This is a genomic window from Streptomyces sp. NPDC030183 (assembly GCF_055573455.1).
Genome location: NZ_JBVIBK010000032.1, coordinates 1 through 13577 on the forward strand (window position 1 = coordinate 1; position 13577 = coordinate 13577).

8 protein-coding genes are annotated in these 13577 nt (G+C 74.6%); 4 read left to right on the forward strand and 4 right to left on the reverse strand.

Annotation, left to right across the window (positions count from 1 at the left end):
* The first annotated feature begins 136 nt into the window (after positions 1 to 136).
* Positions 137 to 631 (forward strand): hypothetical protein, encoded by a 495-nt coding sequence (locus ACZ4Z2_RS31365; protein ID WP_468080622.1) that lies wholly within the window; start codon positions 137 to 139, stop codon positions 629 to 631.
* A 42-nt stretch (positions 632 to 673) separates the two neighbouring features.
* On the forward strand, positions 674 to 1369 hold the full coding sequence (locus tag ACZ4Z2_RS31370) for an ABC transporter ATP-binding protein (RefSeq protein WP_468080624.1): 696 nt from the start codon (positions 674 to 676) through the stop codon (positions 1367 to 1369).
* Here ACZ4Z2_RS31370 and ACZ4Z2_RS31375 read toward each other — a convergent pair.
* From ACZ4Z2_RS31375 to ACZ4Z2_RS31385, 3 genes are all read right to left on the reverse strand, one after another.
* Entirely contained in the window at positions 1366 to 2400 is a 1035-nt protein-coding gene (locus ACZ4Z2_RS31375) for an ABC transporter ATP-binding protein (RefSeq protein WP_468080626.1), read from the reverse strand. The two genes, ACZ4Z2_RS31370 and ACZ4Z2_RS31375, sit on opposite strands and share 4 nt — an antisense overlap.
* Before the next feature lie 121 nt (positions 2401 to 2521).
* Positions 2522 to 5329 (reverse strand): ABC transporter permease, encoded by a 2808-nt coding sequence (locus tag ACZ4Z2_RS31380; protein WP_468080627.1) that lies wholly within the window; start codon positions 5327 to 5329, stop codon positions 2522 to 2524.
* Positions 5326 to 8574, reverse strand: a complete 3249-nt coding sequence (locus tag ACZ4Z2_RS31385; protein WP_468080628.1) for an FtsX-like permease family protein — start codon at positions 8572 to 8574, stop codon at positions 5326 to 5328. Before ACZ4Z2_RS31385 ends, ACZ4Z2_RS31380 begins: the two co-directional genes overlap by 4 nt.
* Positions 8575 to 9061: 487 nt before the next feature.
* On the opposite strand from ACZ4Z2_RS31385, the gene ACZ4Z2_RS31390 reads away from it, so the two are divergent.
* Positions 9062 to 11545 carry a SpoIIE family protein phosphatase gene (locus tag ACZ4Z2_RS31390; protein ID WP_468080721.1) on the forward strand — a complete coding sequence of 828 codons (2484 nt, stop codon included), beginning with the start codon at positions 9062 to 9064 and terminating at the stop codon, positions 11543 to 11545.
* A gap of 36 nt (positions 11546 to 11581) precedes the next feature.
* Here ACZ4Z2_RS31390 and ACZ4Z2_RS31395 read toward each other — a convergent pair whose 3' ends face one another.
* Positions 11582 to 12505, reverse strand: coding sequence for a hypothetical protein (locus ACZ4Z2_RS31395; protein ID WP_468080629.1), 924 nt, complete (start codon positions 12503 to 12505; stop codon positions 11582 to 11584).
* A gap of 291 nt (positions 12506 to 12796) precedes the next feature.
* Between ACZ4Z2_RS31395 and ACZ4Z2_RS31400 the strand changes: the two genes are divergently transcribed.
* Positions 12797 to 13528: a hypothetical protein gene (locus ACZ4Z2_RS31400; RefSeq protein WP_468080631.1), complete on the forward strand. Its 732-nt coding sequence runs from the start codon at positions 12797 to 12799 to the stop codon at positions 13526 to 13528.
* The last annotated feature ends 49 nt before the right edge of the window (positions 13529 to 13577 follow it).

A 13577-nucleotide genomic window follows, 5' to 3' on the forward strand; every position in this document is an offset into this window, starting at 1 on the left:
CCCGTGTACTGGACGTACTCGGGTCGGGGCCCGGTGCGTCGAGAGCACGTGCATGGCGTCGCGGGGTAGGTGGGAATTTGACGACAGGGCCTAGGGTCGGACGCATGAGTGACGCGGCGCACAGGCCCCCTACGACGTGGCCCTGGACGCTGTCCGGGGCTACGCCCGCACCGACGCCGTCGCGGTTCGCGAGGCGCTCGCGGGGCTGGACGCGAGGGGCTGGGAGGAGGTGTACGCCGTCCTGAACGGTCTGCTGCGCTCCCCCGTCGGCATCATGCAGCCGGCGGGCAGGCACCGGACGCCGGACGATCTTGTCCGGCGCACCGACATGGTCTCCGCCGCGGCCCCGCCCCACTACGAGTTCGCCATGGCCGAGGCGACGCGGGCCTGGGCGCGCGGGGACCAGTCGGTGATGCGGGCGTTCGCGCACCGGGACCTCCCGGGTGCCGTCCACATGACGGCCATGGGCGTCGCCGCATTGGGTCTGGCGCTGTGGGGCGGGACCGGGCTCCTCGACGTCCTGGAGGAGTTCCGCGCGACCGCCGACACCTCCACGGACGACGGGCCGGTCCGACGTCCGCCCCCAAGTCGCCCTGGCTCGGGGCCCTTTGTTGGTCGTGCGGGCGGGTGAGACACTGAGCGCCGCGGGATCAGGGGAGCTTACGGGGGCGTGATGGGGCAGGCGGTGACCGCCGCGGCCATGCTGCGAGTGGCCGATGTACACAAGTCGTACGGTCGAGGCGCGAGCGCCGTGCACGCGTTGCGCGGTGTCTCCTTCGAGGTCCCCCAGGGGGAACTCGTGGCGCTCAAGGGGCGCTCGGGCTCGGGCAAGACCACCCTGCTCAACATCGTCGGCGGTCTGGACGAGCCGGACAGCGGGCGCGTCACCGTCGACGGGCTGGACCTGGGGGACCAGGGTGAGGACGCCCTCCTCGCGCTGCGCCGGGAGCGCATCGGCTTCGTCTTCCAGTCGTTCGGGCTCATCCCCATCCTCACCGCCGCCGAGAACGTGGGCATGCCGCTGCGATTGCGGCGGGCCGACCCTCGCGAGCGGCAGGAGCGGGTCGATCTGCTGCTGTCACTGGTGGGGCTCGCCGACCAAGCCGCGCAGCGCCCCGGAGAGCTGTCGGGCGGGCAGCGTCAGCGCGTCGCCATCGCCCGCGCCCTGGCCAACAGTCCCTCGATCCTCATCGCCGACGAGCCGACCGGCCAGTTGGACGCGGAGACCGGGCACTCCGTGATGGAACTGCTGCGCGCGGTCGTCCGCAGCGAGCAGATCACCGCCCTCGTGGCCACCCACGACACGACCCTCCTCGACCTCGCCGATCGTGTACTGGAGCTCAAGGACGGCGAGGTCACCGAGTCCTAGGCCGAGTAGTCGTGGCCGTCACGGTTGTCGTGGCCGTCACGGCGGTCGCGGTTGTCACGGTCATCGCGGTTGTCACGGCCGTCGCGGTTGTCGTCCGGGCGGACGGCGATGTGGTCGGGCTCCAGTTCCAGGGCGACGCGGTCGCGCATCCCCAGGGCGCGGGTGTACTCGGCGGGCAGCTGGAGGCGGCCGGCCCGGTCGAGCATGGCGTACTCGCGGGCGACCAGGTTCTCCTGCCCGGTGGCGGAGTCGACCTCGCTGTGGCGCAGGACCTCCGTCGACGTGCGGCCGTCCCGGATGGCGACGGTACGGCGGACCTCGGTGGCCACGGACTGGTCGTGGGTGACGATCACGATGGTCGTCCCCAGTTCCTCGTTCGCGGTGCGGAACGCGGCGAAGACCTGTTCGGCGGTGTGGGAGTCGAGTTCGCCGGTGGGCTCGTCGGCGAGCAGGACCGCGGGATCGTTGACGAGGGCGACCGCGAGGGCGACACGCTGCTGCTGGCCGCCGGACATCTGGTGCGGCCGGCGGTCACGGCAGTCGGCGACGTCCAGCAGGTCGAGCAGTTCCATGGCACGGTCCGCCCGGGCGCGGCGCCCACCCCGGGTTCGGGCCAGTTGCAGGGGCAGGGCCACGTTCTGCGCGGCGGTGAGATAGGGCAGGAGGTTGCGTGAGGTCTGCTGCCGGACGAAGCCGACGGTCGTGCGACGGTAGGCGAGACGCTCCTTGGCGGACATGGTGACCAGGTCGTGGTCGGCGACGCGGGCCGCGCCGGCGGTGGGTCTGTCTAGCCCGGCCAGAATGTTCATCAGGGTCGACTTGCCGCTGCCCGACGCCCCGACCAGGGCCATCAGCTCCCCCTTGCGTACGAGGAGGTCGAGGCCCTGCAGTGCCTGGACCTCCACGCCGTCGGCGGTGAAGATCCGCACCACCCGGTCGCAGGTGATCAGGGCGTCGTGACCGTAGGCGGCGGCGGCGCGCGCGGCGAGGGCACGGTCGGCGAGCTCGTGGAAGGTCGGGCTGCTGGTCATCGACTGCTCCGCATCTCGTTGTCGCCCGCTCTCTGGTTGTCGCCCACTGCCTGGTTGTCGCCCACTGCCTTGTGGTCTGCCACTGCCTGGTGGTCTGCCACTGTCCGGTTGTCGCCCACTTCTAGCTGTCCCCCAGCCTCAGATCGCGCACCGAGCCTCGCCGGCCGGACCACCATGCCTGGCCGGCGGGCACAGCGACGGCCAGGATCAGCACAGTGAGCGCCGGCACCGCCAGAGAGAGCGGGTCGGTGCGCAGCGCAGCCCCTTCGCGGCCGGCCGGGGAGGCCAGGGCGATGGTGGCGAGGTCGATGCCGGGCGACAGCAGGCGGATGCCGGCCCAGCCGGTCAGCACGCCCCCGGCCGCGGCCAGGACCGCCTGCGGGAGGGCCATGAGGATCAGCAGCCGCCGGCCCTGGGACCGGCTCATGCCCATCGTGCGCAGGCGGGCGAGCAGGGCGCCGCGTTCGGGCGCGGTGCGCAGCACGGTCAGCAGCAGGGCGAGGACCGCGTAGCCAGCGCCCGCGGCGACCGCGACGCCGTACAGGCGTTCCGCACCCGACTGCAGCGGTGAGTCGACGTACCGCGCGCGTTCCTCCGCGCGCAGCCGGACGGCCGCTCCCGTGCCGTTCGCCGCCTCGCGCAACGCCCGGCCGTTCAGGGTGTCCCCGGTCAGCAGCAGGGTCGTCGCGCGTGCCGTTTCGCGGGGAAGGCCGGTCCGGTCCACGACCAGGAAGTCGTCGTTGATCACGGCCGGGGTGTGCTCCCGGACGAGGACGATCCGGACGGTGACGGAGGTGCCGTCCGGGAGCAGGACGTCGTACGGGCCGGTGCCGTACTCCTCGGCGACGCGGGGGGAGGCGATGGCGGGCAGGGGCCGGTCGGCGGTCGACGTCCGTCCGCCCGTCCCGTCGGCGTCCTCGTGCCGGAGGCTCGCCGCGTCGAACGACCCCAGCCCCGTGCGGTGCGAGAGCCGAGCGTAGGCGGCGGGGTCCACACCGGCCAGCGGTACGGGCTGGGAGCTCTGCTGGGGCTTCGCCTCGTGGATGACGCCGGCCGCCGTCACGTCCCGTACGCCGGGCAGCTGCCGCAGGCGCTCGGGCAGGGCGCGCGGGAATGGGCCGGTGGCGGTCTCGACGCGGCCGTCGGCGCCGACGTCGAGGAGCGCGGCCCGGTCGCGGGCCTCCGCGACCCCGGCCAGGACCGAGCCACCGAACGCGGCCGTCGTCAGGGCGCTGAGCAGGGCGAGCAGCGGCAACACGGCGAAGCCGGGGGCGCGGGCCACCTGGGCCAACGACAGCGGGATCACCAGGCCGCGCAGGCGAGCGGCCGCCCTGCTCAGTGCGCGCAGCGGCAGGGGGTACAGACGGGCCAGCAGCAGGGCCGCGACCACGCCGGTCAGCAGCGGGGCGGCGGCCACCAGAGCGGTGCCGCCGGATCCCTGGCGGCGCAGCGCGGCGACCGCTCCCGCCGCGATCACCAGTACGGTCGCTTCCCCCACCGTCCGGCGGCGCGACGGCCGGCTCGCCGTGAGGTCCTCCCTGCCGTCGTGCGTCCGTACCTCGCGGTGCGCCGCCGCGGCGCGCAGCGGGAGCGCGAGGCAGGCGAGCAGGGTGACGGCGAGGGCGGCGGCGACGGCGGGCGCGGTGCGGGCGCCGGGCAGGAGGAGCAGTGCGGCGGTCAGTCCGAGGGCTCCGGCCGGGAGCGCCACCACCGCCGTCTCCGCCAGCAGCCGCCCGGCGAGGCCGGGCAGTGAGGCGCCGCGGGCCCGGAGCAGGGCGAGTTCCGTGCGCCGGCGGTCGGCCGCCACGCCGCCGGCCATGGCGAGGACGATGACGGCGAGACTGCCGGTCCCGACGGCGGCGAGGAGCACCAGCGGCTCGATCCCCGACCGCAGCCGGGCGTGGTCCGCGAGGACCTCGTCGAGATGGGTCCGGGCCTCCAGGCGGTCGTCGACGACCGCCCGCAGGTGCTGCAATCCCGGGCCCGACTCGAAGGCGGCGACGGCGGACGCCAAGCGGTCGAGGTCATGGCCGTGCAGGGCACCGGCTCGGGGGGCCACGTGCCAGTAGCGTTCCGGGAAGCCGGGGGTGCCGAGAAGGGCCGGGCCGGCGTCGGGGGCGAGGAGCAGTCCGCCGAGCCAGTACACCTCCTTCAGCGGACTGTCGGGCACGTGACTCAGCACGGGTTCGCGCAGCAGTGGCTGGACCGACCAGTAGGCGCTCGCAGGGGCGCGCGGGACGACGATCCCGGTGACCCGGACCGCGAGCGGGGCACGCTTCACCCCGGGTACGTGGATCACTGAGCCCACCCGGATGTCGAGTGTTCGGGCCGTGTCCACGGTGACGGCTGCCTCGACCCGCGCCGTCGCCGCGGTCACCGGTTCGCGCGAGGCGCGCGGAAACCGGCCGGCGCTGAGCCGGGCGTGGGTGGTGAGGTCCTGGTGGGCGGCGAGCATGAGCTGGGCGGGCAGACCGGAGGGCTTGGGGAGCCAGGGGTCGGACGTCTCCAGGGGCACCGTGGTGCGGACACCGTACGAGGACTGCTCGGGGTCGGGAACCAGCGGCGCCGTCGCGGTGGCGAAGATCTCGGCCTTCGCCGCGGCCAGCGGGCCGGGGCGCAGCGCGACCTCCATCTCCTTGATCGTTTCCAACCAGGGCGGCGGCGCCTGCAGTTGCACGGTCCTCTGGTCGGGTGCCGCCCGCTCGATCGCCCGGCGCAGCCCCGCGTCGCCGTACCGGTCGACGGCGCGTGGGTAGGCGGCGGCCAGCGCCGCGGTCACGGCCACCAGCAGCGCGAGGGCCACCGAGGTACCGGCGAAGGCCCTGAGCCGGGTCCGCAACCCGGCCCCCGCATGCGGCGCCGCCCCCTTGCCCTGCGGTGGCACCGCCCCCGCCCCCTTGTCCCCCGGGGGCACCGGCTGCGCGCTCACTGGGTCACCTCGTCCCTGAGAGTGGTCGTCACGGGCCGCGCCCGGCGCAGGGCGAGGGCCACGGTCACCAGGGTGGGGCCCGCCGCCAGTGCGGCCAGCAGGGCGGCCAGGGGCGGGAGCGGGAGTTCGACCAGCACCGGCGGGAGCGGCCGGGTGGCCTGCCCGGTCAGGACGACGAGGGGCACCAGCGCGTACGTCAGCACCGTGCCCAGTGCCGTGCCGACCAGCAGCGCCAGGGCCACCAGCACGCCGTGCTCGGCGGCCACCAGCCGGGCGAGCCGACGGCGCGGCGCCCCGAGGGCGCGCAGTACCGCGAACTCGCCGTCCCTGACCCGGATCACCCCCGCCGCGCTCACCGCGAAGCCGAGGGAGGCGAAGAGCACCGTCACCGCGGCCGTCGCGACCAGCGCTGCTTCCGGGGCCGCGCCGAACGGGTCGTCGCGCAGTTCCTCCGCCATCTCGTCGCGCACCATCACCTGCTCCGGTTCGACGTCGGGCAGGGCCCGTACGGCCGCCGCCGTCGCACCGGGCGCCGTCGTGCGCAGCCACCACTCGGTGGGCTTCAGGCTGGTCCCGTGGCGGGCCTCCAGGACGCGGTTGACGGCCCGCAGGTCGACCAGCAGGGCCCCGCCGTCCCGCGCGGTGGCCTCGGTCGTGGGCAGGGCGCTCGCGGTGCGGACGACGCGTACGGGGACCGACCCGCCCTCGAACGACACCTGCACGCGCTGGCCCTCACGCGCACCGGACGCGGTGAGGTACCGGTCGGTGGCGACCGCGACGATCTCGGGCGCCTCGGGCTGGGCGACCTTCAGCCGGATCTCCAACGGCGGGGCGGGCGGCGACATGTCCGGCGGCTGGTACCCCGTGGCGTACGTCATGGTGACGGGCGCCGTCGAGGCGATCCGGGGCGGGGTCGCCCGGGCGTCGTCGTCGGGGACGGAGGGCGGGTATGCCTCGATCGCGGTCGTCCACGTCGTGGGCAGGGTGAGCCGACTGACGTCGCCGTCGCCCGCCGCGGCCGTCAGCGCGTCGAGGACGAGGCGGTGCCGTTGGGGGCGGTCGATCGGCTGCTGTGTACTCAGTTCGAGTCCGGTCAGCGTCAACGGGCCCCGGGTCCCGTTCGGTGCGGGGGTCAGCCGGTGCGGGCGGCCGTCGGCGGCGAGGTGGCCGGCAGGTAGCTCGTAGGAGGTGCCGTGGCGGTCCCGCAGCGTGAGGGTGACGTCCGCGCCCTGTCCCGGCACGACGCTGTGCAGGGCGGCGGTGAGGGTGAGCCGGGTGGTGCCCGCCGGTATCTCCACGCCCCCGGACGGTGCTCCGCGTGGCGCGAGCCCGGTGAGCAGCGGACCGTCCGCCAGGTCGCCGCGTGCCAGCACCACTCCGGCCGCCTCCGCGGTGTCCAGGGCGACGACGGTCGCGGTGCGGCTGCCGGAGAGCGACACCGTGCCCCGTGCGGCGGGGGCGGCCGCGTCGACGTGCGGGAGGTGGGCGTAGACGTCCCCGCGGCCCACTCCGTCGCCCGCGGGGGCCAGGACGCGCACGTCGGCGCCCACGCGGAAGTCGGCCTGGTCGGCCTGGGAGCGCTGCCAGGAGGCGCCCTGCCCGATCGCCGTCACACCGAGCGCCACGGAGATGACCAGGAGCAGCACCGGACCGGCGCCGCGCATCGGCCGGCGGCTGAACTGCCAGCCGACCATGGCCGTGGTGAGCCCGCGCCCGCGGGTGAGGAGTCGCTCGCCGACCCGTGCCAGCAAGGGCAGCAGCCGCAGCACCAGGACCGTTCCGGCGAGCAGGACCAGTGCGGGGGCCACGACCAGGAGCGGGTCGACGTCGAGGACGCCCTCGCGGTCGGCGGTGACGGCGCCGGAGCTGCGGCCGCCGAGCAGCCAGAAGGCGACACCGGCCACGGCGACCAGGGCGACGTCCGCCCCGGCCCGCAGCGGTGCGGGCAGCGCCGCGGCACGTGCCGTGGCGCCCGCGAAGGACGCCCGCCACGCCGGGACGGCGACCGCCAGCGCGCAGAGCGCGGCCACGCCGGCGGAGACCGCCCACACCGCGGGTCGGCCCGCGGCCGGCAGGTCGACGTGGACCCCGGTCCGGCCCAGCGTGCCCTGTCCGACGAGCAGCCGTGTCAGCGGTCCCGACAGCAGCGGCGCCGCCACCACCGCCGGTAGGGAGATCAGGACGGCTTCGAGCGCGGCCAGGCCCGCCAGGCGTGCCCGGGTGGCGCCGCGCGCTCGCAGCAACCGGGTCTCGGCCATGCGCTCGGAGCTGAGCAGACCGGCGACGAGCAGCAGGGCGCAGGCGGCGAGCAGTCCGAGCTGGGCGGCGACGATCAGCATGCTGGACCGGGTGACGAGCAGGGAGCGTTCGACGCGGTCCAGGACCTCGGGCAGCCCGGTGGCCGCCGCGGTGGCGCCGCTGAGCTCGGGCCGCTCGCGCAGCTCCGCGCTGCCCGAGCGGACGCCCTCGCGCAGCGCGCCGATCCGCTCGGTCGTCAGTGCGGAGTAGTCGGCGGCGACCAGCCAACCCGACGCCCCGACGCTCACCCGGCCCGACGTCGGCACGCCGGGGGCGGTGAGCAGGGGCCCGTAGGTCGTGTAGCTCGACGCCTTCACGCCGCGGCCGCCCAGGTCGTCCAGCTGCCAGTAGGGCGCCCGGAGGTCGAGCGGCCGGTAGACGCCGGTGACGAGCAGCCGCACCGGCGGCCCGTCCAGCTGGTCGGTGACGGTCAGCCGGTCGCCGGGCTTCACCCGGAGCCGCTGGGCGGCGCTCTGCGGGAGGGCGACCTCGACGGGCCCGGCGGTCACCGCGTCACGGGGGAGCCGCCCGGCGACGGTCCGCACCTGTGTGCGGTCCACGGCCGCGAAGTGCGTGAGGTCAGGGTTGCCGCCCCGCTCGGAGGCCGGCCGCAGTGTGGACGGCAGCGCGTAGGGGCCGGAACGCAGCAGGGTCCGCACCCGTACGGGCAGCCCGGCGAAGATGGTGCGGGACTCCGCCCGCACGGCGTCGTCGGCCGCCCGCCGCCCCTCGGCCGGTACATCGGCCTTGACCACCAGGGCGGCCTCGGCGGCGGTGCGCTCCTCGGCGAGTGACCGGCGCAGCGCCGCGTCGCCGATCGCGCCCGAGTAGGCGGTGAGCGCGGCCAGGACGGCCGTGGTCAACACCACGGTCAGCAGTACGGCGCCGAGAAGGGCGCGATGCGCCCAGGCCCGCAGCACGATGAACCGCAACACGCCTGCCGGCACGGCTCGTTCCCCCACCAAACCCCCCGTTGCCCCCGGTACCCCCCGGTACCCTCCGCACGGACCGGGTCCGCCCTTCGGCGTCGGCGATGTGCGGGTGCAAGAGGCAATCCTACGACCGACTTTGGTCGCTTCGTGATCGGATTTGCTCTACGACTCGCCCCAACTTGCCTGCGTGAGACGGCACTTGCCACACCGTGCCCGGCCTCGGGGAGGACCAGCCCGTGACGTCCGTGGTCACCGGCCGCAGGTCTCCTCCGGCATGGTGCCAGGGCCGTAGGCGGCCGCCCACCGCGTGACGAACGACTCGCAGCCGGTCACGAGGCCCACGCGGGAGGTCTCCGGACGATGTCCCCCGCGTAGCCGCTGGGTCACGCCCGGACGCCCCGTCGAAGCGCCGAGCGGCGAGAGCGGATCTAGGGTGGACGAAGGGACCGGTAACCCGGCCCCGGCGGGCCCGGCTGTCCGGACGGAGGCATGGCGCGTGGAGATGCCCGGGAAGCAGGACGCTCCCACCGCCGCCGTGGTGGTCGACGCGGACGGCGTGGTGAGCGGCTGGAGCGAGGGAGGCAGACTGCTGCTGGGCTGGACGGCGGAGGACGTCGTCGGGCGGCCCGTGACCGAGTTGCTGGCCGGTCCCCCGCCCCCCGGCTTCCCGGACGGCCATGGCGTCGGCCCCGACCCCGCGGGGTTCGTCCCCCTGCGCCACCGGGACGGTTCCACGGTGGACGCCGTGGTGGAGGTCCACCCCCTGCGCGGCACCGGCAGCCGGGCGCTGGGCCACGTCCTGACCGTGCAGCGCTGGGGTCGCCGCCCGGTGATCGCCGACCGGGCCTTCGAGCAGTGCCCCTTCGCGCTGGGCGTCTACGACCCCGAGCTGCGGTTCCTGTGGATCAACGCCTCCTCCGGCCGGGTGATCGCACACTCCGAGGAGCAAGTGCTCGGCAAGAAGTACCGCGAGGTGCTTCCCGAGTTCGACCGCGCGCTGTTTCCCGAACGGGACGACAAGCCCTACACCGACGCGCTCGCCGCAGTGGCGAGGACGGGCAAGGCCACGCGCCTCATCACCGTCTTCCGCCCGCGCGGCAGTGACTACGCCAATGCCTGGGCCACCAGCATCTGGCCCGTCCGGGATGCCGAGGGCAAGGTCCGCGCGGTCGCCAACTGGGGTTTCGACATGAGCGCCGAGTACTGGGCCCGGCAGCGCCTGCTGATCCTCAACGAGGCCAGCGGCGGCATCGGCCGGACCCTCGACGTGCTCGGCACCGCCGAGGAGCTGGCCAGGACTCCCGTGCCGGGCTTCGTCGACCTGGTCACCGTGGACCTCTTCGACGAGGTGCTGCGCGGAGAGGAACCGCCCTCGCCGCCCGCGTTCACTCCCCGCGAGACCATCACCCTGAGCCGTGCCGCCCAGCACAGCGCACGGGACGACGTCCTTCCCGGCCCCGACGCCCCCGAGCCGCCGGGTCACACCCGCGAGCCGGTCAGCCGGACCCCTCAGCCGGTCAGCCACGCACCCGGATCCGTGGCCGCCCGCTGCATGGCCACCGGCAGGTCCACGGTCGAGCTCACCGAGGAATCCGGACAGGGCGGCGAATGGGCCTTCGGGCCCGGGCTCGCCGCCGACCCGGCCCACTGGCCGCCGGGCAACCCGGTGATCGACGAGTCCCTCGCCGCGGCAGGGCTGACCGGCCGGATCACCGTGCCCCTCCGGGCGCGCGGCGCGCTCCTCGGCGTCGTCGCCTTCTCCCGCCGTGACCGGCCCGAGGCGTTCACCGCCGACGACCTGATCCTGGCCGAGGAGCTGGCGGCGAAGGCGGCCGTGGCCATCGACAACGCCCGCCGCTACTCCCGCGAGCGCACGACCGCGCTGACCCTGCAACGCAGTCTGCTGCCGCAGCGGCTGCCCAGCCAGGAGGCGGTCGAGGTGGCCTCCCGCTACCTGCCCGCCGGGAGCGGCTCGGAGGTGGGCGGCGACTGGTTCGACGTCATTCCGCTGTCCGGCGCCCGGGTCGCCCTGGTCGTCGGCGATGTCGTCGGGCACGGACTGCACGCCTCGGCCAGCATGGGCCGGCTGCGCACGGCGGTGCGCACCCTCGCCGACGTGGACCTGCCGCCGGACGAGCTGCTCACCCATCTGGACGATCTGGTCCTCCACCTCTCCAGCGACCACCAGCCCGGCGGCCACTTCCAGCCGACCGGCGAGTCCGGCGCCACCTGCCTGTACGCCGTCTACGACCCGGTCTCCCGCCGCTTCACGCTCGCGAGCGCCGGTCATCCGCTGCCGCTGATCGTCTTCCCGGACGGCAGCAGCATCCCCCTGCCCGCGCTGCCGGGACCGCCCCTCGGCATCGGCGGGCTGCCCTTCGAGGCGACCGAGGTGGAACTCCCCGAAGGCAGCCTGCTCGCCCTGTACACCGACGGACTGGTGCAGAGCCGCGAACGCGACGTCGACCAGCGGATCGCCGAACTCCTGCGCGTCCTGCATCCGTCCGCCACGTCGCTCGAGACGCTCTGCGACACGGTGATGGACGCCATGCTCCTCCCCGATCGCCGTACCGACGACGCCGCCCTGCTGCTGGCTCGTACGCACGCGCTGGACCCGCACCACGTCGCCGACCTCTACGTCGAGGCCGACTTCGCGCAGGTGCCGCAGGCCCGGCAGTTCGCCGTGGACCAGGTGGAGAGCTGGGGTCTGACCGAGGCGGCGTTCGTCACCGAACTGGTCGTCAGCGAGCTGGTCACCAACGCCATCAGGTACGGCGAGCCGCCGATCCGGCTCCGGCTGATCCGTGACACCTCCCTGATCTGCGAGGTCTCCGACGGCAGCAACACCGCCCCGCATCTGCGCCGGGCACGCGCCTTCGACGAGGGCGGACGCGGGCTGCTGCTCGTCGCCCAGCTCACCCAGGGCTGGGGCACCCGGCACACCACCGACGGCAAGACGATCTGGTGCGCACAGGCCCTCCCGTAGCCGACCGCGCGAGAGCAACCGTCCCGTAGAGCGCGCTCAGAAACTCCGGATGATCGTCTTCTCGCGCATCATCCGCTCCAGTTCCGTGTCCGACAGCGGGCGCAGGGTGTCCAGGAGACGGCGCAGGCCGGGTGCGTCGAGGGACTGGCTGGAGACCTCGACCTCCACACCGTGGTGACGTCGGATCACCCTGATGTCGCGGACGCCACCCGGGAGCCGGCTCACCACGCTCATCTCGCCGCGCGCGTCGACCGCGCAGGTCACGTCCTTGGCCGCGAGCTGGGCGCAGGTCGCCGACGGTGTGAGCCCGGAGCGGACCGTCAGACCCACGTACCCGCTCACGTCCGGGTCGTCGGGGCGGTAGTCGACGCCGAAGGAGGCGGGCCCGAGCACGGCGCGGGAGACCCGCATCCCGGCGGGCGCGTCACCCAGGTACAGCAGTTCCGCACGCTGCCGGTAGCTCGCGACCTCGGCGGCGTCGCGGCGCCGCTCCGCCTGCTCCGGGCCGACGAAGCCGCCGTACACCACACCGAGCACCAGCACCGCCAGCGCGCCCGTCCGTACCCACCGGTCCGGCACGAAGAACGCGGCGGCCACGGCGTACGGCACACCCGTCAGGGCGATCCGGGTGCCGGCGCTCCCCAGGTCGACGTCCCCACCGTAGGCGGCCAGCCCCGCCAGGACGCCGAGCGTGCCGAGGACGAACACCAGGACCGCCCAGCCGAACCGTCCCCGCAGGGAGGCGCACATCGGCACGACCGTACGGGCCGGCAGACCCGCCGTGGCCAGCAGCACCACCGCCAGCGGCAGCCCCACCAGGAGGGCCGACAGGGCCGCCCCCGTGCCCCCGCCCCACCCCGCCATCAGCAGCGCGAAGCCGAGCGTCGGCACCGCGGCCGCCATCGTCGCCCAGATCAGAAGAAGGTGGAGTGCCGTCAGCGAACCTCTGCCACTTGTCATGCACCGCAGGCTGCCATCCCGTGTCCGGGCGGACATGAGTTCTCCTACTCAGAACGGCCATGCTCCGAACGGTCATGGGATCCGGCTCCGGGTGCGGCCCCGTCTCGCGGTCGCGCGACCCGTCTCGCGGTCGGGCGACCCCTGCCGGGCGTTACAGAACAGGGACAACTCGGTGCAACCGTGTACCACCCGCCCGCGTCTCCGACCGTGCCCAGCGGATGGGCCGGGCCATAGCGCGACGGAGAGTGACGAGTGAACCGATCCAGGGGATGTGCGAGACGGGTGTCCCAGATGGCCGCCGCAGGGCTGATCGCGGGGCTGGTCGTGGCCTGTGGGCCGAAGGACCTGCCCGCGGGTGAGGCGGCGGGGGGCGAGAAGCCGGGCAAGGCGTCGAAGTCCGCGAGCCCCACACCGGCGAAGACGCCCGGCAGCCCGAGCAAGACGCCCGGCAGCCCGAGCAAGACGCCCGGCAGCCCGAGCAAGGCGCCCGGCACCCCCGGCACGACCCCGTCCGCGAAGCCGAGCGGTACGGCAGGCGGTGCCGCCAAGGCCCTGACCTGCGCGCAGTTGCAGAACGCGTCCCTGGACGGCGGAGGTCTGGAGGGGTACGGCATCGCGGGTGCGTCCCTCAGCGCGGGCCGCTGGGAGGGCCCGGACGGTGTCGTGATCGAGCTGCAATCGCAGTGCGCCATCGGTGACATCACCGGGGACAGCGCGGCCGACGCCGTGGGCGCGCTGAAGATCTCGACCGGCGGCACGGGCAAGTTCTACACGCTGGTCACATGGCGCAACGACGGCGGCACCCCCGTCCCCGCGGCCGCCGCCGAGCTCGGCGACCGCACGCCCGTCGTCTCCATCGCCTTCCCGTCCGCCGGGACACCGCGTCAGGTGACCGTCGTCTACCGGACACGCGGCGACGACGATCCGGCGGCCGTCGTCACCCTCACCCGTACCGCCGTGTACAAGGTCAGCGGGGCCTCCATGGTGGAACTGCACCACAGCGACGCCCCGTACACGCCGTAGCCGAGGACCGACGGCCGGGGACCGAGGACCGACGGCGTACCGGGCCGGG